Source organism: Reyranella sp. (genome assembly GCF_052439685.1).
In the GTDB taxonomy this organism is placed as follows: domain Bacteria; phylum Pseudomonadota; class Alphaproteobacteria; order Reyranellales; family Reyranellaceae; genus Reyranella.
The window spans coordinates 166,966-190,359 of sequence record NZ_JBQVQG010000002.1; the positions used below are offsets into that span (position 1 = coordinate 166,966).

At 66.3% G+C, this 23,394-nt stretch carries 22 protein-coding genes; 12 read left to right on the top strand and 10 right to left on the bottom strand.

Annotated features, from left to right (window positions below; translation table 11 throughout):
• Positions 1–966 (bottom strand): peptidyl-alpha-hydroxyglycine alpha-amidating lyase family protein, encoded by a 966-nt coding sequence (locus tag ACT6UX_RS03910; RefSeq protein WP_444773832.1) that lies wholly within the window; start codon positions 964–966, stop codon positions 1–3.
• An 11-nt stretch (positions 967–977) separates the two neighbouring features.
• Positions 978–2,681 (bottom strand): GMC family oxidoreductase, encoded by a 1,704-nt coding sequence (locus ACT6UX_RS03915; RefSeq protein ID WP_444773833.1) that lies wholly within the window; start codon positions 2,679–2,681, stop codon positions 978–980.
• 181 nt (positions 2,682–2,862) lie between these two features.
• Between ACT6UX_RS03915 and ACT6UX_RS03920 the strand changes: the two genes are divergently transcribed.
• The 4 genes from ACT6UX_RS03920 to pobA all read left to right on the top strand — a co-directional run bounded on the left by ACT6UX_RS03920 (position 2,863) and on the right by pobA (position 8,759).
• Entirely contained in the window at positions 2,863–4,581 is a 1,719-nt protein-coding gene (locus ACT6UX_RS03920; protein ID WP_444773834.1) for an N-acyl-D-amino-acid deacylase family protein, read from the top strand.
• A gap of 112 nt (positions 4,582–4,693) precedes the next feature.
• Positions 4,694–5,410 (top strand): class I SAM-dependent methyltransferase, encoded by a 717-nt coding sequence (locus tag ACT6UX_RS03925; protein ID WP_444773835.1) that lies wholly within the window; start codon positions 4,694–4,696, stop codon positions 5,408–5,410.
• Positions 5,407–7,563, top strand: a complete 2,157-nt coding sequence (locus ACT6UX_RS03930; protein WP_444773836.1) for a hypothetical protein — start codon at positions 5,407–5,409, stop codon at positions 7,561–7,563. Before ACT6UX_RS03925 ends, ACT6UX_RS03930 begins: the two co-directional genes overlap by 4 nt.
• A 17-nt stretch (positions 7,564–7,580) precedes the next feature.
• Positions 7,581–8,759: a 4-hydroxybenzoate 3-monooxygenase gene (gene pobA / locus ACT6UX_RS03935; protein WP_444773837.1), complete on the top strand. Its 1,179-nt coding sequence runs from the start codon at positions 7,581–7,583 to the stop codon at positions 8,757–8,759.
• 13 nt (positions 8,760–8,772) lie between these two features.
• On the opposite strand, the gene ACT6UX_RS03940 is transcribed toward pobA, so the two are convergent.
• Positions 8,773–9,804 carry a uroporphyrinogen decarboxylase family protein gene (locus ACT6UX_RS03940; RefSeq protein ID WP_444773838.1) on the bottom strand — a complete coding sequence of 344 codons (1,032 nt, stop codon included), beginning with the start codon at positions 9,802–9,804 and terminating at the stop codon, positions 8,773–8,775.
• A 66-nt stretch (positions 9,805–9,870) separates the two neighbouring features.
• Here ACT6UX_RS03940 and ACT6UX_RS03945 point away from each other — a divergent pair, with 66 nt between their 5' ends.
• From ACT6UX_RS03945 to ACT6UX_RS03955, 3 genes are all read left to right on the top strand, one after another.
• Positions 9,871–11,664, top strand: coding sequence for a hypothetical protein (locus ACT6UX_RS03945; protein WP_444773839.1), 1,794 nt, complete (start codon positions 9,871–9,873; stop codon positions 11,662–11,664).
• Positions 11,665–11,720: 56 nt separating this feature from the next.
• Complete coding sequence (locus ACT6UX_RS03950) at positions 11,721–11,981, top strand: hypothetical protein (RefSeq protein WP_444773840.1); 261 nt, start codon at positions 11,721–11,723, stop codon at positions 11,979–11,981.
• Positions 11,982–12,125: 144 nt separating this feature from the next.
• Positions 12,126–12,398, top strand: coding sequence for a hypothetical protein (locus ACT6UX_RS03955; RefSeq protein ID WP_444773841.1), 273 nt, complete (start codon positions 12,126–12,128; stop codon positions 12,396–12,398).
• A gap of 8 nt (positions 12,399–12,406) precedes the next feature.
• On the opposite strand, the gene ACT6UX_RS03960 is transcribed toward ACT6UX_RS03955, so the two are convergent.
• From ACT6UX_RS03960 to ACT6UX_RS03970, 3 genes are read right to left on the bottom strand one after another with little or no spacing between them, the layout of a single operon-like run.
• The gene (locus ACT6UX_RS03960) at positions 12,407–13,813 is read right to left on the bottom strand and encodes an amidase (protein ID WP_444773842.1); all 1,407 of its coding nucleotides are present in this window, start codon (positions 13,811–13,813) and stop codon (positions 12,407–12,409) included.
• Positions 13,814–13,824: 11 nt separating this feature from the next.
• Positions 13,825–14,187: a VOC family protein gene (locus ACT6UX_RS03965; protein ID WP_444773843.1), complete on the bottom strand. Its 363-nt coding sequence runs from the start codon at positions 14,185–14,187 to the stop codon at positions 13,825–13,827.
• Positions 14,174–15,055 (bottom strand): LysR family transcriptional regulator, encoded by an 882-nt coding sequence (locus tag ACT6UX_RS03970; protein ID WP_444773844.1) that lies wholly within the window; start codon positions 15,053–15,055, stop codon positions 14,174–14,176. Before ACT6UX_RS03970 ends, ACT6UX_RS03965 begins: the two co-directional genes overlap by 14 nt.
• A 96-nt stretch (positions 15,056–15,151) precedes the next feature.
• On the opposite strand from ACT6UX_RS03970, the gene ACT6UX_RS03975 reads away from it, so the two are divergent.
• Entirely contained in the window at positions 15,152–16,225 is a 1,074-nt protein-coding gene (locus ACT6UX_RS03975) for an NAD(P)H-dependent flavin oxidoreductase (RefSeq protein ID WP_444773845.1), read from the top strand.
• Positions 16,226–16,236: 11 nt separating this feature from the next.
• On the opposite strand, the gene ACT6UX_RS03980 is transcribed toward ACT6UX_RS03975, so the two are convergent.
• Positions 16,237–17,217, bottom strand: coding sequence for a LysR family transcriptional regulator (locus ACT6UX_RS03980; protein ID WP_444773846.1), 981 nt, complete (start codon positions 17,215–17,217; stop codon positions 16,237–16,239).
• A gap of 80 nt (positions 17,218–17,297) precedes the next feature.
• Here ACT6UX_RS03980 and ACT6UX_RS03985 point away from each other — a divergent pair, with 80 nt between their 5' ends.
• Complete coding sequence (locus ACT6UX_RS03985) at positions 17,298–18,908, top strand: arylsulfatase (protein ID WP_444773847.1); 1,611 nt, start codon at positions 17,298–17,300, stop codon at positions 18,906–18,908.
• A gap of 78 nt (positions 18,909–18,986) precedes the next feature.
• Entirely contained in the window at positions 18,987–19,985 is a 999-nt protein-coding gene (locus ACT6UX_RS03990) for a formylglycine-generating enzyme family protein (protein WP_444773848.1), read from the top strand.
• Here the strand turns inward: ACT6UX_RS03990 and ACT6UX_RS03995 are convergent.
• Positions 19,966–20,559 (bottom strand): TetR/AcrR family transcriptional regulator, encoded by a 594-nt coding sequence (locus ACT6UX_RS03995; protein ID WP_444773849.1) that lies wholly within the window; start codon positions 20,557–20,559, stop codon positions 19,966–19,968. The genes ACT6UX_RS03990 and ACT6UX_RS03995 overlap by 20 nt on opposite strands.
• A 45-nt stretch (positions 20,560–20,604) precedes the next feature.
• On the opposite strand from ACT6UX_RS03995, the gene ACT6UX_RS04000 reads away from it, so the two are divergent.
• A complete protein-coding gene (locus ACT6UX_RS04000) occupies positions 20,605–21,072 on the top strand; it encodes a VOC family protein (RefSeq protein WP_444773850.1) in 468 nt (155 codons plus the stop codon).
• Here the strand turns inward: ACT6UX_RS04000 and cutA are convergent.
• Positions 21,069–21,383, bottom strand: coding sequence for a divalent-cation tolerance protein CutA (cutA, locus tag ACT6UX_RS04005; RefSeq protein WP_444773851.1), 315 nt, complete (start codon positions 21,381–21,383; stop codon positions 21,069–21,071). The two genes, ACT6UX_RS04000 and cutA, sit on opposite strands and share 4 nt — an antisense overlap.
• A gap of 123 nt (positions 21,384–21,506) precedes the next feature.
• Here cutA and ACT6UX_RS04010 point away from each other — a divergent pair, with 123 nt between their 5' ends.
• A complete protein-coding gene (locus ACT6UX_RS04010) occupies positions 21,507–21,959 on the top strand; it encodes a nucleoside deaminase (protein ID WP_444773852.1) in 453 nt (150 codons plus the stop codon).
• A 3-nt stretch (positions 21,960–21,962) separates the two neighbouring features.
• Here the strand turns inward: ACT6UX_RS04010 and ACT6UX_RS04015 are convergent, their stop codons facing one another.
• Entirely contained in the window at positions 21,963–23,393 is a 1,431-nt protein-coding gene (locus ACT6UX_RS04015; protein WP_444773853.1) for a glutamine synthetase family protein, read from the bottom strand.
• Position 23,394: the final 1 nt, after the last annotated feature.

Sequence of the window (23,394 nt, forward strand, 5' to 3'; positions counted from 1 at the left end):
TCAGACGACTTTCTCGAGTTTCTGCAACGAGCGCAGGTATTTCGGCACCGGAGTGCCGGGGAAGGTGCTCGGCCAGTTGGTGTAGCTTACCTCACCAACATAGATGTCGCCGCGCGAGTCCACGGCCAGCCCGTGCGGCGACAGGAACCGGCCGGCCTGTTCGCCGGGGCCGTCCTGGCCGCCCAGCCGGGCCAGCGTCTTGCCCTTGGCGTCGACGATCGACAGGCGAGGGCCGAGATTGGTGTGTTTGCTATTGACTGGCATGCCGGGCCCCAGCTCACCGATGATGAAGGTCGGGTTCTTCGCGCCGCCGCAGCAATAGAGCGCACAAGGCCGGTGCATGTTGTTCCACTGCGCTTCGTACCTGCCGTCGCCGTCGAATACCTGCACGCGATGGTTCTCACGGTCGGCGACATAGACCCAGCCGTCGGCGTCAGTGGCGATGTTGTGCGGAATGTTGAATTCGCCCGGATCGGTGCCGGTCGTGCCCCAGCACATCAGGTGCTTGCCATCGGGCGAATATTTGTGGACCCGGCTGTTGCCGTAGCCGTCGGAGACGTAGATCTCGCCCTTGGGCGAGAGGGCGGTGTGGGTGCAGCGGTTGAAGGGCCGGCCGCTCAGGAAGGGCGCGGGTTGGTCCGGCACGCCGATGGTCATCAGCACCTTACCGTCGGTCGAGACCTTGCGGACTGTATGGTCGCCGTCGTCGGTGCAGAAGAGATTGTCGTCGCTGTCGATGTGGAGCCCGTGGGCTCGGCTGAACAGGCCTTCACCCCAGGAGCGCAGGAAGTTTCCGTCCCGGTCGAACACCAGCATCGGATGATCGCCGCGGTTGAACACGTAGACGCGGTCCTTGCTGTCGCAGGCGACGGCGGCGACGTCGCGGAACTCCCAGCCGTCGGGCAGCTTCGCCCAGTTCTCGACGACGCGATAGCGGTGCTCGCCGCTGCCCAGCACGACCGACATGGAACGGCTCCTCAGTGTCCGGCGAGGACGGTGTCCGAGATCTTCTCGGCCGTCATCAGGGTGGGGAAGTTGGTGTTGGCGCAGGGCACCACCGGGAAGATCGAGGCGTCGACCACGCGCAGCCCCTGCACGCCGCGCACCCGTCCCTGGGTGTCGACCACGGCCATTGGATCGTCGTCGCGGCCCATGCGGCAGGTACAAGAGGCATGCCACACACCGATTGCGGCCTTGCGCACGAACGCCTCGAGCGCATCGTCGTCATTCAGCACCTGGTCGAAGGTGAAACCCTCGACCACGTAGTTGTCGATCATGTAGCGGCGCAGCGCCGCCGGCCCGTCGAGCATCGTGGCAACCAGCCGGGTCAGCCACTTGTTCTTGTTATTGACCACGCCGATCTGGCGCACCCGGTCGCTATAGGAGGCCGGGAAGGGAACGTCGGTCACCGCGCGCAGCGCGTCGGTCATCTGCACCGCGGCCATCAGCTTGAAGCCGCTCATCAACCGGTCGAGGTCGCGCGTGTCGGACAGCAGGTTGAACTCGACGAGAGGCTCGCTGCGCCAGTCACGCGAGGTGAGCTTGACTTGCCCCGTTTCGGAATAGGTCTTGTTGATGAAGGTGAGCAGCGAGGCGATCTGTACACCCACCGCGTGCCAGGCCGACTTGCTGACCACGGCCACGAACATGTCGCCCTTGGGAATGCCGGGCAGACCCGACGAGTAGCGCAGGCCGACATGGATATGCCGCCGCGTGTGCTCGCGCAGGCGGGCGCCGCGCTTGATGAACGACGACAGCGCGATCGAGGGATGGTCCATCAGCCGCTGGCCGACGCCGGGCAGGGCGGACACGACCGGAATGCCGAGGTCGGCGAGTTGCCCGACGGGGCCGATGCCGGCGCGCATCAGGTGTGCCGGCGAATGAATGGCGCCGCTCGACAGGATCACCTCGCGGGCGCGGAATTCCTGCTCCTTACCGCCGACCCGGGCGGTGACGCCGACGCAGCGCGTACCCTCGAACAGCAGCGACATGACCTGCGTGTCGGTCGAGAGGGTGAGGTTGGCGCGCTTGCGGGTCTCGGCGTCGAGATAGCCCATCGCCGCCGACACGCGCCGTTCTTCGGCATTGGAATGGGTCACCGGGAAATAGCCGTCGACGAATTCGCCGTTCTGGTCAGGCAGGTACTTGAAGCCCTTCTCCTCGAAGGCCCGGCCGACGGCCTGGGCGTGGCCGGCCCATTTCTCGCGCGGAATGCGGCGTACGGGGATGCGGCCGTCCTTGCCGTGCAGCGGCCCGTCGAAATCGAGGTCGCGCTCGACCTTCTTGAAATAGGGCAGCACGTCGTTCCAGGCCCAGCCGGCAGCGCCGCGGCTTTCCCATTCAGCGTAGTCGGTCGGCGCGCCGCGATTGGCCATCTGGCCGTTGATCGAGGAGCCGCCGCCCAGAACGCGCGCCTGCTCGTACTTGCGCAACGGCGGGCGATTTTCCTGCGGATTGTTGTGGCTGACGACCTGCGTGTGGACCTTGAGGTCGGTCCAGTGGAAACGCGGATCGAAGTAGGCGGTGCCGGAATAGCTGTCGGCGATTTCCTTCGGCTCACGGCCGGGCGGCGTGTCCGGACCGGCTTCGCACAGCAGCACCTTGTTGGCGCTGCGGGCGGACAGCCGATGAGCCATGACCGAGCCTGCCGACCCGCCGCCGACGATGATGTAGTCGTACACTTGGCGTTTCCCCGTTTATTGCGGCCACGCTAGCACGGCCAGGACGGTGTGTCCGTCCGCTTGCCGGAAGCGAGCGGGCCTGCAATCGTTGGCGAAAGCATCGAAGGCGGTTTCGTATGCCGAACGTTTCAGCCGCGAATTCCGCCTTCGCCAAACTCAATCGATCCGGGGAGGGTTGGTGATGGCTTACGATCTCGTCATTCGCGGCGGCACGGTCGTCGACGGTTCCGGGGCCAGGCGTTTCACGGCGGATGTCGGCATCCGGGACGGGATGATCGCCGAGGTCGGGCACATCAAGGCCACCGCTGCGCGCACGATCGACGCCGACGGCTTGATCGTCTCGCCGGGTTTCATCGACGGCCACACGCACATGGATGCGCAGGTCGCCTGGGATCCTCTCGGCAGCTGCTCGTGCTGGCACGGCGTCACGTCGGTGGTGATGAGCAATTGCGGGTTCGCCCTGGCGCCGTGCAAGCCCGAGGATCGCGACCTCTATGCGCGCTGCCTCTCGGCGGTCGAGGACATCCCGACCGAGGCGATGGCCGCCGGCATCGACTGGACCTGGGAAACCTTCCCGGAATATCTCGCAACCGTCGAGCGCCTGCCCAAGGCGATCAACTACGGCATGTATATCGGCCACTCGGCGCTGCGCATGTATGCGATGGGCAAGCGGGCCTTCACCGAGACGGCGACCGAGGACGAGATGGTCCGGATGGCCGATCTCGTGAAGGAAGCACTGCGGGCGGGCGCCATGGGCTTCTCGAGCTCACGTGCCTCCACACACGTGACGCCGGACAATACGCCGGTCGCCAGCCGGATCGCCGAGTGGGAGGAGATCGATCGCATCGTGGCGGCGATGGCCGAACTCGATGCTGGCATCTTCCAGGTCGGCCCCGACATTGCAAGCGGCGCGGCGCACCGCGCTTTTCTCGCGCGGCTGCAGGAGGTGGCTCTGGCCTACAAGCGTCCGGTCATGTTCGGCGTGCTGGCGACCAAGCAGGGCGACGATCCCACGGGTTGGGCCTATCAGACACGCTACATCGACGAGACCGTCGCGGCCGGCGGGCGCATGTTCGGTCAGGGCACGACGCGTTCGATCAACGCGATCTTCTCGCTGAAATCCTATCTGCCGTTCGACGTGCTGCCGGCCTGGCGCAAGGTTCGCGAGCTGCCGCTCGACGAGCAGAAGCGACGGCTGGCCGATCCCGAGGTGCGCCGCGAACTGGTGGCAGCCGAAGAACGGATGAAGCCGCGCGACAATGTCTTCCAGGGAGGAGGGGCGGCGACCACCGATCCGCGCAAGCCGGACTATTCCAATCTGTACGCGCTGAGCGGCGTCGACTGGGACGACCCCACGGTCGAGCAACTCGCCAAAGCGCGCGGACAGCACCCCGTCGAAGTCATGATCGACCTGTCACTGGCCAATGAGAACCAGGTCTACGTCCAGCCGCTGGTCAACGAATCGCCGGACGACGTGCTCGGCATCCTGAAACACGACCGTACGCTCGCGACCTTCTCCGATTCCGGTGCCCATGTCGCGCAGGAGATGGGCTCGTCGCTGCAGACCCACCTCCTCAGCTATTGGGTGCGCAAGCGCGGTGCCTTCACGCTCGAAGAGGCGGTGAAGAAGATCACCCGCGACAACGCCGTGGCCTGGGACCTGACCGATCGCGGGCTCGTCCGCGAGGGATACCGGGCCGATCTCGTACTGTTCGAAGAGGATCGTATCCGGCCGGCACTGCCCACGGTCGAACGCGACCTGCCAGGCGGCGCCCGGCGCCTCGTACAGAAAGCAGAGGGAATTCGGGCGACCCTGGTGAACGGCGCCTTGGCCTTCGAGAACGGGCAGGCGACAGGCGCCTATGCCGGCACCGTCCTGAAGGGACGGCTTGCGCGTTGACGGGCTCTTGCCACGTCATCTGTCACGGTCCAAGACGTTCCCGACGGTGGGGCGGGATCGACGGTCCTGCGACCCGTCTGTATGCAAGGCCGGGAGAGCCTGACGAGCCGCGATGGAAGACGCCGTCTACGACTATGAGAAGGAAATCCCGGCGGGATTCTACGACGCGGTGTATCGGCAGAAAGTCGGCGTACGCTTTAGCTGGCATGACCTGAAGTTCCGGACGGTCGCGGCAGAACTCGGTACGCCGCGGCGGCTTCTCGATATCGGATGCGGACCCGGCACCTTTATCGGCAACTATCTGCCGGACGTCGAAGCACTCGGTCTCGACATCAGCGCCGCACAGATCGACTACGCGACCCGGACCTATGGGACTGCGACGCATCGCTTCTCCACCCGGTCGCCCGCCAGCCTTTCGGAAGCGGGCGAGCGTTTCGATGCGGTGACCGTGATCGAGCTGATCGAACACCTGTCGCCGGACACGGCGGTCCGGTTGCTCTCCGAAGCCCGCGGGCTGCTGGCGCCCGGCGGCATCCTCGTCGTAACGACACCCAACTACCGGTCGCTCTGGCCACTGATCGAACTGGGCGTCAACGCGGTGTCGCCCGTGACCTATGTCGAACAGCACATCAACAAGTACCGCCGAAGCCTGCTGGGCGGGCATCTCGCCGCCGCAGGTTATCGCGACGTCTCGATCGGGACCGCGGTCGGCTTGGCCCCGTTCGCGGCCGTATTCGGCCTCGGCGCGGCCAAGGCCCTGCATGGTCTCGAAGCGCGTCTGAAGCATCTCGGCGCCGGCAATCTTCTGTTGGCCACGGCCCGGTCGTGACACGCCTGCAGGGGCTGATCTGCCTCGCTGCGGCGGCACTGATGCTGTGCGAGGTCGCCGTCCTCGGGTCGAGGACTGGCTTCCTGCTTGCCGGCCTGTCCACGGCGGCGATGGCCCTGGCGCTCGTGCATCTGACGGCGAATCGACGCGGGGATGGGCACGGTGCGCTGCTCTACGCCGTGGGAGTGCTCGGCGCCGTTGCGGGATACTGTTATCTGGCGCTGGCGCCCTCGAGCGCGATCGGACCGCAGGATGAAGTCATCGACTGGGGCCGGATGGACAAGCGTCCGCTGGTCTTCGGCTATCTCGGCATCGCGGCCTTCATCGCTTTTCACTGGCTATGGGTAGCCGTCGTCCACGGTACGCCGGCAGGCGCGCGCCCGATGATGGTAAGATCGCCGCAATGGCCGGGACGGCTTCTGGGTGCGCTCGGCATCGCGATGCTGGCCTATTGTTGGCTCGGCCTGCCGGCACTGCGGGGCGTGGGCATCGTCAGCGAAGACGGCCTGGCGAAGTTCTATGACATCCACTCGCACGTCCACCTGAGCGCGCTACAGCAGATCAGGCTCGGCGCGATTCCTTACCTCGAGGCACAGACACAGTACGGACCGGGCAACCAGCTCCTGATGGGCGCCCTCACGGACTTCGTGCACTTCAGCAATCACGGCTTCTTCGCCGCGAACCTTCTGCTCAATGTCGTCTGCGTCATCGTCTTCTTTGTCGTCCTGCAGCAGTTCCTCGGCTTCGGCTGGGCGCTTGCCGGGCTCGCCGGCTGGGTCCTCTGGCCGAGCCCCGCCGAGCGGATCGATCTGGCGGGGTGGGCCGTCTTCACGCGGTGGATCGTGGTCCCCATCCTCGCGCTCTGGCTGGCCTGGCTGCTTCTGGGGGTGGGGGCCGCGCGACGCGGCTGGCCGGCGGCGGTGCTGGCCGGAATGCTCTGGGGGGCGGGCGGCTTCCTCAGCCAGGAGAACCTGAGCGGCGGTTTTCTCGTCTTCGTCTTCTCGCTCGCCTTGTTCGGCCCGGCATCCGGGATGACAGCGAAGAGACTCACCGCCTTCGTGGGGCTGTTCGTCCTCGCGGGCAGCGTGACCTTCGTGGCGCTGGTCTCGGCCTTCGTGGGACCATCGCACCTCTTCGAGGTCGTCGCGCTCGCCAATGCGAAGTCGAGCCTCGTGATGGCCGGTGTCTCCAATTCGATATGGTCGGACAATCTCGGCCTGCAGTTCACCGGGAACATCGTCGACGGACGGCTGGAAACGCAACTGCTGGCATCTGGCGAATTCAGGGACCTCATCCTCACTTACGTTCTGGTTGTGCCGCTCCTCCTGGCGATCGGACTGCTGGCCGCGTTCCTCGGACGGCGGTGGCGAACCGCCGACGAGCCGACACGGGTGGTCTGCCGGAAGTTCGCGGGCGTGGCGGTGGGGGCCTTCGCCCTGCATCTCTTTTCGCTGATGCGCTCCGACACCTCGCATCTCGCGGGACCGTCGTTTCTGCTGGCGTCGTTCCTGCTGATGCTGCCGGTCTTCTTCTGGCGCTGCGGCGCGCCGGGCAAGGCACGCACGGCGCTGATGGTCGTGTCGGTTGTCGTCATCGCCGAGGCCGTGGTTTCCGGGCGGACCGGGGTCGAGCGGCGTGTGGCCGGTCTCGGCGGCATCTGGCCCGATACAGTGGCGGCGCTCGATCTCTATCGGGAACTGCGCCGCCACCGGGATGAGACCGCCGATCTCGCTAGCCTCTATTCACCGCTTCCCCGGTTCCAGTCAGCCTTTCGCGATCACCCCGATTTTGCCGAGGCGGACGAGTTTTTTCGCTTGCTGCGCAACCGCCTCGAAGGGCGGCGTGTCGAGTTGGGATCGTACAAGTTCGACGACCTCGTCGCCCAGCCCGACACGGCCTATTTCCTGGGCGGGCTGCGATCGCTCTCGGGGATCACCTCGCCGAAGAACAGCCTCTGGCTGCGGTCGGAGCAGGAGGCCTGGATCGCCCGGGTCGCGCGCGTGCGGGACGGCTGCCTTTTCTTCGATGCCAGTTCGAACCGGCAGCTGGTCGATGCCTGGATGACGTCGGTCAAGCCGCCACAGACCATGGACATCGAGCCGATCACAGGCCGGCGCGAGTACGGCATACTGGCCTGCAAATCGAATTCCTAGGCCCGAAGAGGACGCGGATGGCACGTCAGCGCACACAAGTGGGGATCATCGGCGCGGGGCCGGCAGGGTTGCTGCTGGCACGGCTGCTGCACTTGAACGGGATCGAGAGTGTCATCCTTGAAGACAGGTCGCGTGCCTACGTCGAGGCGCGCGTCCGTGCCGGTGTTCTCGAACACGGCACCGTCAAGCTGCTGGAGGAGGCTGGCGCCGCCGGGCGACTGCACCGCGAGGGGCTGGTTCACGAGGGGGTGGAGCTCGGACTCGACGGCGGGCGCTTCCGCATCGACCTGGCCGGGCTCGCGGGCAAGACCATCACAGTCTATGGCCAGAGCGAGGTGGTGCAGGACCTGATCGCGGCCCGCCTGGCCGGAGATGGATCGATCGTCTGGGAGGCGGCGGACGTTGCCCTGCATGACATCGAGACCGACCGGCCGCGGCTGACCTATCGGGCCGACGGCGTCGAGCAGGAACTGGCCTGCGATTTCATTGCGGGCTGCGACGGCTTCCGGGGCGTGAGCCGTGCCTCCCTGCCGGCGTCGAGCCTGCGCGTCTATGAGCAAGACTACCCCTTCGGCTGGCTGGGTATCCTGGCCGACGTGCCGCCGTGCTCCGAGGAGCTGATCTACGCCAGCCATCCGCGTGGCTTTGCGCTGGCCTCGATGCGCTCTCATACGCGAAGCCGTTACTATATCCAGTGTGGCCGCGACGAGAAGCTGGAGGACTGGCCCGACGACCGGCTGTGGGATGAGCTGAAGCGTCGCCTCGGGCCCGACGTCGCGCCGCATGTCACGACGGGACCCGCGCTGGAAAAGAGTATCACCGGTCTGCACAGCTTCGTGTGCCTGCCGATGAGACACGGCCGGTTGTTCCTCGCCGGCGACGCAGCCCACATCGTGCCGCCGACTGGCGCGAAGGGCCTCAACCTGGCGGCCTCCGACATCCACTATCTGTCGCGTGCGCTCGTCTCGCACTACGCCCGGAACGACGGCACACTGCTCGGCGCCTACAGCGACCAGGCTTCGGCGCGCGTGTGGAAGGCCGAGCGCTTCTCGTGGTGGCTGACCTTGCTGATGCACAAGGTGCATCAGCAAGATAGCTTCGCCGAGCAGATGCAGCGGGCCGAGATCGACTACCTGCTGTCATCGCCGGCCGCCCAGAGGGTGTTCGCCGAGAACTACATCGGCCTGCCATTCTGATTGGCGAAATAGGCTAGGCGAGCTCCCGTCGCACGATCGCGGCGCCTTCGCTCAGAGCCTTCAGCTTTCCAAAGGCCGTCGCGCGCGGCAGGTACTTCATGCCGCAATCGGGCGCGGGCAGAAGCTTGTCGGGGCCGACATGCTTCAGGCCCGCGCGGATGCGCTCGGCGACCTTTTCCGGTGTCTCGATCCCGGGATCGCTGAGGTCGATCACGCCCAGCATCACCTTCTTGGGTGCCAGGTCCTTCAACACACCGAGGTCGAGCTTGGGCTGCGCCGATTCGATCGAGATCTGCTGCGCGATCGTGTCGGAGAGTTGCGGCAGGAAGGAATAGCCGGTGGGCTTCAGGCCGGTCACCACGGCGGCGTAACCGAAGCAGAGATGGATGACGGTCGGCACGGTGATGCCTTCGAGGGCCCGGTTGATCGCCTTCACCGCATAGCGCTTGGCCTCCTCGGGATTGTTGCGCAGCCACGGTTCGTCGAGCTGGATCACGTCGGCGCCGGCCTTGACGAGCGCGTGGGCCTCCTCGTTCACGGCGGCGGCATAGTCCATGCACATCGCCTCGGCGTCTTTGTAGTACTCATCCTGGACCTGCTGGCCCATGGTGAAGGGGCCGGGCAGGGTGATCTTGGCCAGCCTCTCCGTGTTGGCGCGCAGGAACTGCATGTCGCGCAACTCGACCGGCCCGGTGCGCCGGATCTTGCCAACAACCCGGGGTACGGGCGTACGGTTGCCGGTGCGGTTCACGATCTCCGCCGGGTTCTCGTCGTCGATGCCCTCCAGCGCTGTCGCGAAGCGGTTGGAGTAGCTCTCGCGGCGCATCTCGCCATCGGTGATGACGTCGATCCCGGCGCGCTCCATGTCGCGGATGGCGAGCAACGTGGCGTCGTCCTGCGCCTGCTCGAGCCAGGGTTCGGAGACGCGCCACATGTCCTTGACGCGCGTACGCGGCACGCCCTTGCTCAGCAGCTGGCGGTCGACCAGCCAGTCCGGCTGCGGGTAGGAGCCGACGACGGTGGTCTGCAGAAGCGTTTCGCCCATTGTGAATTCCATTTCTCGCGAAGCTGTGATTGCGCGGCAGTCTGCGACCCGATTAAGTCCCTGTCCATGTTCGCACGCATCCTGTTGCTGCTGGTTCTGGTCGTCGTCGGATCTTGCAGCGGGGACCTGCCCAGCAGTTCGGTAGATGACGGACAGGTCGAGCGCACCTTCGGCCTGCTGCGGTCGTCGACCTCGCTCGTGGCGCTGATGCGCGACCGTGACATCCGCCCGCCGGACCTGTCGATGCCAGACCCGCTGCAGCAGCTCCAGCACGAGCTGGCGAAGAGCGATCCGGCCGGCACCTTCGCCGGGGTCACTTACGACCTGACGCGCGGCAACACGCTCACCGTCGACTGGCTGGTGCAGACGCCCAACCGCTGGGGGCGGCGGGCCGACGATCTGACCTGGTTCGCCATGGGCTGTAAGGATTGTGAGCCCGACGTCTCGCTGCCGGCCTGCGCCACCGATGCCGACTGCAACGGCGGCACCTGCACCGCAATCTGGCCGCGCACGCCGGGACGCCGAAGCGCCGTCGCGCGCCGAGTGTGCCTCGGTCATTCGGACGCCTTGCCGGTCAGGATCCACGACCTCGTCGCGAGCGCGCGCAAGAGCGTCGACATCGTCGAATTGCAGCCCGCGCCGACCGGGCGTTTCACTGCGGCGCTCCGGGCCGCGATCGCCGAGCTGGCGCTGAGCCGCCGCAAGGTCGAAGTGCGCGTCCTGATCGGACAGTTCCCGCCCAAGGGCGTCGAAGCAATGGCGTTCCTCAACGAGCTGGTCGAATCCGCGCGCAACGTCTCGGGGTCACGGGTGACGGTCAGCGTCTCGGCGATGCGGAGCTGCACGGTGCTCGAGTCCTGCAACAGCTTCTCCTGGAACCATGGCAAGTTCATCGTCGTCGACGGGCAGGAGGCGATCGTCGGGGGGCACAATCTCTGGACCGAGGATTATCTCACCGACAATCCGGTCCACGATCTCTCGATGCAGGTGCGGGGGCCGGCGGCGGCCAGCGCCTCTCGCTTCGCCGACCGGCTGTGGCGCTACGTCTGCGCCAATCGCGACCACAAGGAGTCCATCTCGCTGGTGAGTTACGCGCCCGGCACCAGCGAGTTCGCGCAGAGTTGCCCTGCAGCGCTCGCCACGAGCCCCGCGCCCGCCGGCGCGGGAAATGTGGAGATCATGGGTATCGGGCGGCTGGGCGCGGGCATCACGGAAGACTTCGCCAATCAGAGCGAACTGGCGCGCGACCTGATGTTCGGGGCCGCCCGCAAGACCATCCGTGTCTCGCAGCAGGATCTCGGCTTCCGGCTCGGCCGCTCGGACACGCTCTTTCCCGAAAGCGCGCTCGACCGCATGATCGACCTGATGGAGCGGGGCGGCGACGTGTATGTCGTGCTCTCCAATCCCGGTTCGATCGGCAATGGCGGCAGCCCGTACTACAATGACGTGCCGCTGCAGGCTCTCGCCAAGCGCCTGAAAGACAATGTCCAGAAACGCATAGACACCGCCGACCCGCGCGCGCGCTACGCCATCCGCAAAGGGCCCGACCCGGTGAACGAGCTGCTGTGCAGCCGCTTCCACCTCGCGCCCTTCCGCTTCGGGCCGGATGATTCCTGGCCTGGCAACAAGACCATCGCCAACCATTCCAAGCTCTGGATGGTCGATGACCGGGTTTTCTACATCGGCTCCGACAACATGTACCCGGTGAACCTGCAGGAGTTCGGCTACATCGTCGGCGATCCGAAGGCCGTGGACACGCTGACCAAGTCCTACTGGAATCCGCTGTGGCAGTGGTCGAGCCGCGTTGCCGTCTCGGGTGAAGGTGTCGAGAAGTGCATCTTCCGCGACATCATCAAGTGATCGGAGGTCAGGCGGCTGTCAGGCAGGCCGTCCACCTTCCGGGTATGAAGAACCAGATGAAGATTCTGATCTCGAGCCTGCTCCTGATCCTGCCGATCGCCGCGTCGGCGGCACCGGACGACGCCGCTTACTGCAAGGCGCTGGCCGCGACGTACGAGAACCTCGTCATGAAACGGGGCGCCGCTCGCGGTGGCATCCAGGCGGGGGTAGAGACCAGTGTTGCGCTCGACCAGTGCAAGAACGGCAATCCGGCGGGCATTCCGGTCCTCGAGCAGAAGCTGCGCGACCTCAGGATCGACCTGCCGTCGCGCAACTGAATGCCAATCTAAAGTCTAGCGGTTTTGAGCGACGGCCTGACCGTCGTCGGGAGACTCGGCTGAACCGAGTTGTGGCGTCGGCCAGCGTGACTCTCGAGGGGCCGGCGTCAGGCGCTCGTCATGTGGGGCAGCCATGATCCTTGGATGAAAAATCATGTGAAGCTGCTGATCTCCAGCCTCCTTCTTTCCCTGCCGATGGCAGCGTCGGCCGCCACGGACGACGCCAGTTACTGCAAGGCTCTGGCTGCAAAGTACGACGACCTCGTCGCCAACCGGGGCGGCGCGCGCGGCGCCACCCAGAGCGGGGTCGAGACAAGCGTGGCGCTCGACCAGTGCAAGAACGGCAATCCCGCCGGCATTCCCGTCCTCGAACAGAAGTTGCGCGACCTCAAGATCGAGTTGCCGCCGCGCAGCTGAGGGCCGGTCTAGGCGCCGACCGGATCGATCGGCGTCACGATGCCTTCGGCCGCCTCGATCACCTCGCCGGCGTCGAGGCAGAGATCCTCGCGATTGCGCATTGCCATGATCTGGACGCCGGTCCGCAACCTGCCGTGGCTGCCCACCGGCACCGCGAGACCGGGCAGGCCGAGCAGCGGGGCGATCAGTGCCGAACGCATTGAGTCCAGCACGTCGCGCTGACCGTCCGGCGTGATGTCGGCCACCTGCTTGGGCGGCAGGTCGCACAGGGTTGGGAAGATAACCAGTGGCCATTGCTGGAAGAACGTCATCCAGCGGAAGGCGAGCGCCTCGCGTTCCGTCAGCGCCGAGACGTAGGTCGCGAGGTCGACCGGCTTGTGGATCGAGAGCCAGGCCTGCATGGCGGCAATGCCGTCCGGATCGCCCATCTTCTGCATCGCGGGCCATAGGCCGCCGAACACGTCGGTGACGCAGATCTGGTGCCACAGTTCGACGCCACGCTCGATGTCCGGCGGCAGAACCTCCTCCACGACGTAGCCGGCGCCGCGGAGATGCCTGCCGGCCAGTCGTACCGCCTCGACCTGGGCCGGATGGCTCTTGCCGCCTGGCACTTCGGGTACGATCGCGACCTTGATGGGGCGAGCGGGCGCGGGGCCGCGCATCGGCACGTCGTTCCAGCGCCAGTCGCGCCGATCGCCGCGCGCCATCACCTCAAGAGCGAGGCGGGCGTCGCGCACCGTGCGGGTGTGGGGCCCCTGCGTGGCCATCAGGACGGCGCCGATCGGACGACCCGCCGCGGCTCCTGTCGGATTGAAGGCGGGGATGCGCGCGAAACCCGTTCGCAGGCCGACCACGCCGTTGCAGTAGGCCGGAATGCGCACCGAACCGCCGATGTCGTTGCCATGCGCAATGGCGCCGATACCGGTCGCCGTCGCTGCCCCGGCGCCGCCGCTCGAACCGCCCGGCGTCACACTGGGATCGCGCGGGTTGAGCGTGCGGCCGTGCAGGGCGTTATCGGAGAAGATGCGCATCGAGAAGGCCGGAGCGTTGGTGCGGCCGATGATGATCGCCCCTGCATGCTTCAGGTTGGCGACGACCGGGCTGTCTTCCTGGGCAATCAGGTCCTTCAGCGGAATGACCCCGTTGTCCGTGGGAAGACCCGCCTGATCGACGTTGATCTTGGTGGTGACGGGGACGCCATGCAGCGGCGGCAGGGCATGACCGCGCGCACGGGCGGCGTCGGCTGTCTCGGCCTCGGCGCGGGCTTCGCTCTCCAGCACGCGGACGACGGCGTTGATGGCCGGGTTCACCTTGTGCAGGCGCCCGAGGACGGAATCGACCGCCTCCCGCGCCGAAGCCTGTCCCGTGCGGATCAAGCGCGCCAGGTCGGTCGCGTCATACTGCCAAAGCTCCATGATACCCTCGCTCAACTCTTACCCAGTTCGATGCCGAAGAAGATCATGTTGCCGTCGATATCCGCAATGCCGAAGTCGCGAAGCCCGTAATCCTGGTTTCTCGGCGCATTGAGTATCTTCGCGCCACGTTTCACGAGATCGGCGTGCAGCGCATCGACATCGTCGACGTAGACGCTGACGGCGCCATGGCCGGGCGGCCGCGGGGCCTGCGCCGCGGCGATCAGGTGCAGGGACACCTCACCGGAGCAAAGGCCGACATAGGAGGTCGGTGTGCCGTATTCGAAGGCGACATCGAAACCCACGCAATCGCGGTAATAAGCGAGGCTCGCGGCCACGTCCTGGACGGTGAAAATCGTGGTGCTACCGCGCATCATTTCGCTTGCCCCTTGTGATGTGTTTCTGAAAGGCGAGGAGGGCGCTGGAGGGGAGCATGTCGCGCCGGCGCACAAAGACGGTCTGGACGCGCGCCTCGTCGGCGGGCAGCCGGTGCGCGCGAACCTGTCCGCCACGCCACGTCGGGCCGATCAGGGCGCGGGGCATCAGCGTGATGCCAAGGCCGGCGGCGACGGCGCCCAGGATCGCCTCCAGCGTGCCAAACTCCAGCCGCCGCAGGCCCACGACTCCGCGCCGCGCCAGAAGCTCCTCCAGCCGCTGGCGATAGGAACAGCCGGCCCGCAGGATGACGAGGCGCAGGTCGGGCCGCCGCAGCGCCACCGCCAGCGTCGTCTCCGTCGGCGCACTGAGCAGGGCCAGTTCCTCGGTGAAGGCTGGGGTCGAGACGAGTTGCGGATGAACGACCGGTCCGCAGACGAAAGCGCCTTCGAGTCCACGATCCAGTACACGCTCGACCATTTCCGCGGTCGTGCCGGTCCGCAGCACGAAGTCGACCCCGGGATGGGCCTGCACGTAAGAGGCGAGGAGCCGTGAGAGGCGCAGCGCCGCCGTGGTCTCCAGCGAGCCGACCGTGAGTGTGCCGCGCGGTGCGCCGTCGTCACGGGCGGCGCGGCTGGCTTCCTCAAGCAGTGCGTCGACCCTCGTGGCGTAGGGCATCAGCCGTTCGCCGGCGGCGGTCAGGCGGGCCCCGGCGCGGCTGCGCTCGAACAGCGAGACGCCCAACGACTCTTCGAGCCGGCGCACGCGCTGCGTTACGTTGGACTGGACGGTGTTCAGCTCGCGCGCGGCGCGGCCCATGCCGCCCAGGCGTGCGACGGCTTCGAAGGTGGCGAGATCCCTAGCATCCATTCCATCAGAATATCAGATGACGTCGATTAGGATAAATCGCTGATTGGAATGCCAAGGCATGGCCTAGACTGGCGGCACAACAAGGAGAGAACAGCCATGCAATGGCAGGACCGACGCCTTCTCGACCTCTTCGGAATCGATCACCCCATCCTCCAGGCACCGATGGCGGGTGTGACGTCGCCGCAAATGGCGATTGCGACGTCCGAAGCCGGCGCGCTCGGGTCCATTGCCGGCGCGATGCTGAGCCTGGACGGCCTGCGCCAGGAATTCCAGTTGGTGAAGCAGGGAACGTCCCGGCCGTTCAACGTGAACTTCTTCGTGCACAAGCCGCCGACGGTGGACGATGCCCGCGATGCGGCCTGGCGGCGGAAGCTGGCGGGTTACTACAGCGAACTCAGCGTGGCGGCCGATGCGAAGGGGCCGTCGCGAGCCGCCTTCGACGGTGCAGCCTGCGAGCTGGTGCTGGAGTTCAAACCCAAGGTCGCCAGCTTCCATTTCGGCCTTCCCGACAAATCGCTGATGCAGCGCCTGAAGGCGGCCGGCATCCTGGTCATCGCCTCGGCGACGACGGCCGAGGAAGCGCGCTGGCTGGAAGGTGAGGGCGTCGATGCCGTCATCGCACAAGGCGCCGAAGCCGGTGGCCATCGCGGCATGTTTCTCACGCACGACGTCTCGCGCCAGCCTGGGACCATGGCGCTGGTGCCGCAGGTCGTGGACGCAGTGAAGGTCCCGGTGATTGCCGCCGGTGGCATCGGAGACGGTCGCGGCATCGCGGCGGCGCTGGCGCTGGGCGCGGCCGGCGCCCAGATCGGCACGGCCTTCATGCTGGCGCCGGAAGCACGCACCGGCGCGCTGCATCGCGAGGCGCTGAAGAAGGCCAACGACAACAGCACGACACTGACCAATGTCTTCACCGGCCGCCCCGCACGCGGCATCGTGAACCGGATCGTGAGCGAGATGGGACCGATGAGTGCAGAGGCGCCGGCCTTTCCACTGGCCGCGGAGGCGACCCAGCCGCTTCGCGGGCCGGCCGAGACCAGGGGCTCCACCGACTTCACGCCGCTGTGGAGCGGCCAGGCGCCAACGCTGGCACGCGAGATGCCGGCCGGCGAACTGGTGAAGACGATGGTGCGCGAGACCGGGGCCGTTCTGGACCGCATGCGCAGATGACACCGTCGAAATCAGGCGATTCCGGGCGGTCGTCTGCGTCTTCTTGATGTGGCAAGCGATTCCGCAGCCTGCGCGGCGCGTATATGCTTGCGAATCAGGTTGATGAAGGCGCGGGCTGCCGGCAGCAGCGTCCTCTCCCGCTTCCAGGCGACGCCCATTTCGACAGAGGGCAGCTTCTTCATCCACGGCAGGTGCAGCAAGGCAAAGTGGCCGGCGGCCAGGCCGTCGGCAATCTGCGTCGGATGGCCGAGGCTGATCGCGTCCGTTGCCGCCACGATGTCGCTGGCGCTGCGGAAAGACGACACGGCGATCGAGGGCAGCACGCCGCCGCCTCGCTCGTCGATCCTCATGCCGCTGTCGATCTCGGCAATGAAGGACATGCGCGACAGGGAGATGCCCGGCATCACGAACGGATATTCGCGCAGGTCGTCCGGCTTCGGTTCGGACTTGGCCAACAGCGGATGGTCGCCGCGGCAGAAGTAGACGCCCTGAAGGACACCGAGGTTCTCGACGCGGAGCGACGACATGTCCCGCAGAGCGAGAATGTCGGCCACGGCGAAGTCCGCCTGGTCGGACATCAGGGACGACAGTGCCGCCGTCCATTCGCGCTCCAGGATCTCGAGTCGGAGCGAGGGATTGGCCTTGATGAGCTCGATCGCGGCGGGCTGGACGGCGATGTCGTCGATGTAGGCACCGGCAACGACGCGCAACCGGCCGCCGCGGCCGTCCCTCAGGAGTTCGAGGCGGTTCGATAGCGCCTCGGCACGACCAACCAGTTCGTCGGCGATCTTCAGAACGTCTTCTCCCGCCGGCGTCACCACCACGTCACGGTGCGACCGCTCGAACACTTTCATGCCGAGTTGCTTCTCGAGGGCGGCGATGTTCCGGCTGAGCGTCGGCTGGCTGATATTCAGGACCGCTGCGGCCTGGCCGAAGTGGCGGTGCCTCGCGAGCGCGAGGGCGTGGTGCAGCAACTTCAGGTCGATGGTCATTCGGAAACTGTATCGTTCCCCGTCTTGTTTTGCATCGTCCGTGAGAACAGTTTCGTTCCATGTGCAAATGGGGGGAGACCATGACCAGGACCAGGAACAAACTCGGGCGGCTGCTCTCGGCCGCAGCACTGATGGTGGGGCTCTCTGGCGGGGTGGTCCCGGCATGGGCCCAGGCGCCCGCGAAGCCCAACATACTGGTCATCATGGGGGACGATATCGGCTACTGGAACATCAGCGCCTACAACCGCGGCATGATGGGCTACCGCACGCCAAGCATCGACCGCATCGCCCGCGAAGGCGCCATCTTCACCGACTATTACGGCCAGCAATCCTGCACCGCCGGGCGCGCGGCCTTCATTACCGGTCAGTCGCCGATCCGCACCGGCCTGCTGAAGGTCGGCCTGCCCGGCGCTCCCGAGGGCCTTTCCGAAAAAGACCCGACCATCGCTGACCTGCTGAAGCCTCAGGGCTACACGACCGGGCAGTTCGGCAAGAACCATCTGGGCGACCGCAACGACTTCCTGCCGACCGTGCACGGTTTCGACGAGTTCTTCGGCAATCTCTACCACCTCAACGCGGAGGAGGAGCCCGAGAACATCGACTATCCGAAGGATCCCACCTTCAAGGCAAAGTACGGCCCGCGCGGCGTGTTGAAATGCGTCGCAACGGCGACCGAAACGCCGGGCGAGGATCCGCGCTTCGGCAAGTGGGGTAAGCAGAAGTGCGAGGATACCGGCCCGCTGACGAAGAAGCGCATGGAGACGGTGGACGAGGAATTCCTTGCAGCATCACTCGACTTCATCGACCGCGCCAATCGCGACAAGAAGCCGTTCTTCGCCTGGGTCAATTCCAGCCGCATGCACATCTGGACTCATCTCAAGCCGTCGTCCGAGGGCAAGACGGGTCTCGGCGTGGTCGCCGACGGCATGGTCGAGCATGATGGTCAGGTTGGCCAGTTGCTGAAGAAGCTCGACGATCTCAAGATCGCCGACAACACCATCGTGATCTACACGACCGACAACGGCGCCGAGGTCATGAGCTGGCCCGACGGTGGCACCACGCCGTTCCGCGGCGAGAAGAACACCAACTGGGAGGGCGGCTATCGCGTGCCCGCCATGGTGCGCTGGCCCGGCCTGGTGAAGCCCGGCACCGAGATCAACGAGGTGTTCTCGGCCGAGGACTGGCTGCAGACCCTGTTGGCTTCGGTCGGAGAGGCCGATCTCGCGGCCAAGCTGAGACAGGGCGCCACCTTCGGGCCCAAGAGCTTCAAGGTCCATCTCGACGGCTACGACCAGCGCGAGCTGCTGAAGAACGGCACGGGCAGCGCCCGCAAGGAGTTCTTCTACTGGACCGACGATGGCGGGCTGGCCGGCTTGCGCTACGACAAGTGGAAGCTGGCCTTCATGGAACAGCGCAAGCATGGCTTCGACGTGTGGCAGGACCCGATGGTGACCCTGCGCGTGCCGAAGCTGTTCGACCTCAGGGCCGATCCGTTCGAGCGCGCCGACCACGAGGGCATGGGCTATGGGCGCTGGCGCATCGACCGCATCTACCTGCTCGTGCCGGCGCAGGCCTACGTCACCAACTTCATCAAGACGCTGGTCGAGTTCCCGCCGCGCCAGAAGCCGGGTTCGTTCAACCTCGAAGGCGTGCTGAACAAGCTCACGTCTCCGCCGCAGGGCGCGAACTGAGAGAGTAAATGCCGGGGAGAGGGCATCCGGCCGTCCGCGCATAGCGGGCGGCCGGCGGGGCGTGTAGGACTGGGGACCATGAATAGCGTCGCTGGAACCGTTTCGCCGCACCCTGGGATGGTCAGGATTCCCGGCGGCACGTTTCGCATGGGCTCGGATCATCATTATGCCGAGGAAAAGCCCGCTCACACCGTGACGGTCGACGGGTTCTGGATCGATGCGACGCCGGTCACCAACGCGCAGTTCAAGGCCTTCGTCCAGGCGACCCGTCACGTCACCTGGGCGGAGATCGATCCCGACCCGAAGGACTATCCTGGCGCGCGCCCCGGGATGCTCAAAGCCGGCGGACTGGTCTTCACGCCGCCCTCCAAGGCGGTCGATCTCCACGACTGGAGCCAGTGGTGGCGGTTCACCTTCGGCGCCACCTGGCGCCGGCCCTACGGCAAGGGCAGCCATATCGGCGGCCTCGACGATCATCCGGTAGTGCAGGTCGCCTTCCGCGATGCCGAGGCCTATGCGAAGTGGGCCGGCAAGGAGCTGCCGACCGAAGCGGAATGGGAGTTCGCGGCGCGCGGCGGGCTCGACGGCGCGGAGTTCGCCTGGGGCGAGGAACTCACCCCAGACGGCAAGCACATGGCCAACACCTGGCAGGGCGCCTTTCCGCACGAGAACACCCGGGCCGACGGCTTCGCGCGCACTTCGCCCGTGAGGGCCTATCCGGCCAACGGTTACGGCGTGCACGACATGATCGGGAATGTCTGGGAATGGACGGCCGACTGGTATGCCGCCCAACACGCGCCCGATGCCGCCAAGGCCTGCTGCGTGCCCGAGAACCCGCGCGGTGCGACCCTGGAGCAGAGCTACGATGCGCACGACCGGGTGCAGATCCCGCGCAAGGTGCTCAAGGGCGGCTCGCATCTCTGTGCCCCCAGCTACTGCAAGCGCTATCGCCCGGCCGCGCGCCACGCCGAGCAGATCGACACGACGACCAGCCATGTCGGCTTCAGGTGCATCGTACGGGTACCGCCGGCGGACAGCCTCGCATCCAATCCGGGCATCAGCGGCGGACGGGGATGACCGTATCAAGCAGCTGGTCGACGAAGCCGCGCGTGATCGGCGCGTGGCCCATCAGCAGGCGATAGAAGAGGGGACCGAAGACGAGATCGAGTGTGAGCTCCATGTCGTCAGGCGCATCGATTGCCCCGTCGTCAATGCAGCGCTCGAGCAGAGCGCGCGTGGCGTCGCGATTGCGCGCGATGAACTCGTTGCGGAAGGCCTTGGCGAGTTCGGTCTCGGACTGGGCCGCTGCGACCATGGCCGCGACGCTGCGTCCGGTCGGCGCGGCGAAGGCATCGGCAAGCGCATGCAGCTGCGCGCGCAGGCCGGCGAGTGCGCTTCGCGGTGACTTCGCGGCCTCGTCGGCGCCCGTTGCTTCCAGGAACGCGGCCATCGCAACCGCGGGCGCATTCGGCCAATAGCGATAGATCGTCGGACGGCTCACTCCCGCCTTCTGTGCAATCGCTTCGATGGTGACGGCCGTCAGCCCGCCGCGTCCCAACAGATCGCGCGCCGCGACCAGGATCGCGGCGCGGGTGCGCGGATCGCGGGGACGGCCGCGCACCGGTGAGGCTGAAGAGGGTTGACGGGGCATCTATTAACGTTACGATACGTAACGTAATATAACACAGGTGATGCCATGGCCGCAAAGTCCGCGACATCGGGTCAGACCGTTAAGGCCCACATGACCGTCCACGATGCGAAGGCGGCGATCGACTTCTACGTGAAGGCCTTCGGCGCCGTGGAACTGTTTCGCCTGGTCGAGCCGGCGGGCCGGGTCGGACATGCCGAGATCCGCATCGGCGACTCGGTGCTGATGGTGAACGACGAGTATCCAGACTTCGGCGCGCGGAGCCCGGGCGCCATTGGTGGATCTCCCGTAGCCTTCCACATCGCCGTGCCCGACGCCGACAAGGCTGTTGAGAGGGCCGTAGGAGCCGGGGCGACCCTGGTCAGGCCGGTGCAGGATCAGTTCTACGGAGACCGCTCCGGCATGGTCGCCTGTCCCTTCGGCTATCGCTGGTTCCTGGCCGCGTCGAAGGAAGTCGTCAGTCCGGAGGAAATGCAGAACCGCTGGACGAAGATGCTGGAGGGCGGCCAGGCCTAGGTCGCGACGCTTTCCTCGATCCAGGCGGCATAGGCCGGGGCGACATGCATCATCGGGAAGGCATGGATCGCCGGCACTTCGTAGGGATGCAGGTCGAGGATCGCGCGCTCGACAGCGGAATAGTGCTCGTCGAGCGTCTTGAACAGGACGCGATATTCCTTGCCGGTCTCGAGGGCGCCCTTCCAGGTGTAGACGCTCTCGATCCGGGATATCTGGGCGCAGGCGGCGAGCTTTGCTTCGACGAGCGCCCGGGCGAGCGAGCGGGCATCCTTGCGGCTGGCGACGGTCGTGACGACGGCAATGGCGGTCATGGCGATCTCTTCCGATCCCGGCGTTACGCTTATGGGCCGGCTGACGTAAACTGAGAGAGGCACTGGGTAGACCATTTTCCGCTCAGGCGGAAAGGGTGCAGCGGGACGCAGGCGGAGAAATCCATGGCAAGTTCGGCGGAGCTGGAACTGTTCGAGACGGCACTGGCCGAGGCGCAGCGGGGCTTCGACGAGAAGGGGATCCCCATCGGCTCGATCCTCGTCGAGGACGGCCGGATCGTCGGCCGCGGTCACAACAGGCGCGTCCAGGAGGGCGATGCCATTGCCCATGGCGAGATGGATTGCCTGCGCCAAGCCGGCCGCCGTCGCAGTTACCGCAACACGACGCTGTTTACGACGCTCAGCCCCTGCATGATGTGCTCGGGCACCATCGTGCAGTTCAAGATTCCGCGGGTGGTGATCGGTGAGAACCAGACCTTCGGCGGCAACGAGGATTTCCTGCGCTCCCATGGCGTCGAAGTCGTGGTCCTGAACGACCTGCGCTGCGTCAGCCTGATGAAGCGCTTCCAGGACGAGTATCCCGACGTCTGGGCCGAGGATATCGGCGAGGACGGCTGAGACTCAGAACAGCGAGAAATACTCGCGCTGCTCCCAGTCGCTGACCTCGAGTTCGAAGCGGGCGATCTCGGCCTGCTTGAGATGGAGATAGTAGTCCACGAAGAAGTCGCCTAGTCCGGAGCGCAGCACCGCGCTTTCGTTAAGCGCCGCCAGCGCCTCGCCGAGCGACCGCGGCAGCAGCGGCGCCTTGGCCTCGTAGGGCGTATCGGCCGAGGGACCTGGATCGAGCTTCCGCTCCAGCCCGTCGAGACCGCAGACGATCTGGCTCGCCATGTAGAGATAGGGATTGGCGGCGGGCTCGCCGACGCGGTTTTCCAGATGAGTTGCGGGATCGCCCGGTCCACCCAGCACCCGCACCATGACGCCGCGATTGTCATGGCCCCAGATGGCGCGGTCGGGCGCCAGCGAGAAGGGACGATAGCGCTTGTAGCCGTTCAGCGTCGGCGTGCTGAAGGCCGCGGCGGCGCGGGCATGCTCCAGCAGGCCGGCCATGTAATGGCGGCCGGTCGCGGAGAGGGGCTCGGCGCCATCGGTAAAAGCGTTGGCGTGCGTCTTACGGTCGGTCAGCGACTGGTGCAGGTGCCAGCCGCTCGACATCACGTTGGCGAGCTTCGGGCGGCACATGAACGTGGCGTGGAAGCCGTTGCGCTGGGCGATCTGCTTGGTGGCGCTGCGGAACAACACCATCGTGTCGGCCGGGTCGAGGCCGGTGCCGGTGCGGAAGGTGAACTCGACCTGGCTGGGGCCGAACTCGACTTCCAGCGTGCGCAGCGGCAGGCCGAGATCGACGAGGTTGGTGCGCAGGATCTCCAGGATCGGGTCCATCCCGTCGTAACGCTGCTCGGTCAGGTACTGATACCCCTGGTTCAGCAGCGACACCTCGGGCGGCTCACCGGGCTGGCCGGCATCGCCGACGCCGAGCCTGGCTTTCTCCAGCTTGAAGAGATGGAACTCGACTTCGAGGCCGGCGACGAAATCGTAGCCGCGTTCGGCCAGCGCCCCGAGCGTCCGGCGCAGGACGTGGCGCGTGCAGAGCGGTATCGGCCGGCCGTCGGCGAAGTAGATGTCGCACAGCATCCAGCCGGAATGCGGCGCCCAGGGGAGCGCCCGGAAGGTCGTGGGATCGGGCAGCATCACCACGTCGGCCGCGCCTTCCAGCTCCTTCATGCCGAAGCCGCCGCCCGGCTGCCAGACCGGGAAGACCGTGCGGTGCGACGTGTCCTTCAGCAGCATGGTCGTCGTGAAGCCGACGCCGTTCTTGAGCGCTGCATCGACTTCCGAGGCCATCAGCGTCTTGCCGCGCAGGACGCCGTGCTGGTCGGCGAAGGCCAGCCGCACGACCGACATCTCGCCGGCCTTCATGCGCCGCTCGGCTTCGCGCGTCGCGGCTTTGCGGTCCTCGGTCCAGAGGCCCGCGCGTTCGACCAGGCTCATC

Bases quoted from the DNA above. Each gene is read 5' to 3' on its own strand.
- ACT6UX_RS03985 (WP_444773847.1), top strand. From the start codon at position 17,298: ATGACCAGGACCAGGAACAAACTCGGGCGGCTGCTCTCGGCCGCAGCA.
- ACT6UX_RS03980 (WP_444773846.1), bottom strand. From the start codon at position 17,217: ATGACCATCGACCTGAAGTTGCTGCACCACGCCCTCGCGCTCGCGAGG.
- ACT6UX_RS04015 (WP_444773853.1), bottom strand. From the start codon at position 23,393: ATGAGCCTGGTCGAACGCGCGGGCCTCTGGACCGAGGACCGCAAAGCC.
- ACT6UX_RS03910 (WP_444773832.1), bottom strand. From the start codon at position 966: ATGTCGGTCGTGCTGGGCAGCGGCGAGCACCGCTATCGCGTCGTCGAG.
- ACT6UX_RS03925 (WP_444773835.1), top strand. From the start codon at position 4,694: ATGGAAGACGCCGTCTACGACTATGAGAAGGAAATCCCGGCGGGATTC.
- ACT6UX_RS03990 (WP_444773848.1), top strand. From the start codon at position 18,987: ATGAATAGCGTCGCTGGAACCGTTTCGCCGCACCCTGGGATGGTCAGG.
- ACT6UX_RS03945 (WP_444773839.1), top strand. From the start codon at position 9,871: ATGTTCGCACGCATCCTGTTGCTGCTGGTTCTGGTCGTCGTCGGATCT.
- ACT6UX_RS03965 (WP_444773843.1), bottom strand. From the start codon at position 14,187: ATGATGCGCGGTAGCACCACGATTTTCACCGTCCAGGACGTGGCCGCG.
- ACT6UX_RS03960 (WP_444773842.1), bottom strand. From the start codon at position 13,813: ATGGAGCTTTGGCAGTATGACGCGACCGACCTGGCGCGCTTGATCCGC.
- pobA (WP_444773837.1), top strand. From the start codon at position 7,581: ATGGCACGTCAGCGCACACAAGTGGGGATCATCGGCGCGGGGCCGGCA.
- ACT6UX_RS03995 (WP_444773849.1), bottom strand. From the start codon at position 20,559: ATGCCCCGTCAACCCTCTTCAGCCTCACCGGTGCGCGGCCGTCCCCGC.
- cutA (WP_444773851.1), bottom strand. From the start codon at position 21,383: ATGACCGCCATTGCCGTCGTCACGACCGTCGCCAGCCGCAAGGATGCC.
- ACT6UX_RS03940 (WP_444773838.1), bottom strand. From the start codon at position 9,804: ATGGGCGAAACGCTTCTGCAGACCACCGTCGTCGGCTCCTACCCGCAG.
- ACT6UX_RS03920 (WP_444773834.1), top strand. From the start codon at position 2,863: ATGGCTTACGATCTCGTCATTCGCGGCGGCACGGTCGTCGACGGTTCC.
- ACT6UX_RS03970 (WP_444773844.1), bottom strand. From the start codon at position 15,055: ATGGATGCTAGGGATCTCGCCACCTTCGAAGCCGTCGCACGCCTGGGC.
- ACT6UX_RS03975 (WP_444773845.1), top strand. From the start codon at position 15,152: ATGCAATGGCAGGACCGACGCCTTCTCGACCTCTTCGGAATCGATCAC.
- ACT6UX_RS04000 (WP_444773850.1), top strand. From the start codon at position 20,605: ATGGCCGCAAAGTCCGCGACATCGGGTCAGACCGTTAAGGCCCACATG.
- ACT6UX_RS03955 (WP_444773841.1), top strand. From the start codon at position 12,126: ATGAAAAATCATGTGAAGCTGCTGATCTCCAGCCTCCTTCTTTCCCTG.
- ACT6UX_RS03950 (WP_444773840.1), top strand. From the start codon at position 11,721: ATGAAGATTCTGATCTCGAGCCTGCTCCTGATCCTGCCGATCGCCGCG.
- ACT6UX_RS04010 (WP_444773852.1), top strand. From the start codon at position 21,507: ATGGCAAGTTCGGCGGAGCTGGAACTGTTCGAGACGGCACTGGCCGAG.